This window comes from Halolamina salina (assembly GCF_042678005.1).
In the GTDB taxonomy this organism is placed as follows: domain Archaea; phylum Halobacteriota; class Halobacteria; order Halobacteriales; family Haloferacaceae; genus Halolamina; species Halolamina salina.
Map to the genome: position 1 here is coordinate 1 of NZ_JBHUDH010000196.1, position 559 is coordinate 559.

At 73.7% G+C, this 559-nt stretch carries 2 protein-coding genes; both read right to left on the reverse strand.

What is annotated here, in order from left to right; translation table 11 throughout:
* On the reverse strand, window positions 1–309 hold a 309-nt coding region (locus ACFR9S_RS14295; RefSeq protein WP_459077213.1), incomplete at its 3' end, for a DUF7284 family protein.
* The coding region (locus ACFR9S_RS14300) for a DUF7285 family protein (RefSeq protein WP_379818924.1) at window positions 306–559 on the reverse strand (254 nt) is incomplete at its 5' end. The genes ACFR9S_RS14295 and ACFR9S_RS14300, both read right to left, overlap by 4 nt.

Here is a 559-nt window from a genome sequence, read left to right on the forward strand (position 1 = left end):
GAACCCCTCGTTGGTGCCGGTGAGCGGCTCACCGTCGACACGGACGGTCCGGACCGCCGCGTCGGCCAGCAGCGAGACGAGCGTCCCGTGAGCGACACGCTCGTACTCCGGGTTCGTGTCGGCGTCCCCGCCCTCGTCCGGTGCCGGCTGCAGCGTGTACGGCACGTCCGCGGTCGCCGCAGCCAGCGTCTCGGCGACGGCGTCGGCACGGTCTTCGTCGGCCGTCGGTGTCGGCGTGCTGACCACCGTGACCGCGGCCGCACTGACCAGCAGCAGACAGAGGCAGGCGTCGAGTGCGGTGGCGCTCATCGGTACACCACCACCCGAAGCCAGCCGGATTCCACCCGACCGGGCGCGATCCGCACCGGGACTCGTCGCCCCGCCGACTGGCTCCCCTCGATGGGCGCGGGAGCGTCGCCGGCCGTCCAGTGTCGGGACCCGGCACGGAGTTCGATCCTGAGTGTCCAGCCCGTCGGTCCCTCGTCGACGGCCACGTCGAGCCGGTCGGCCGACGCGACACCGGCCGGCGCGACGGCGTCGTGGACCCGAGAGAGCGTCG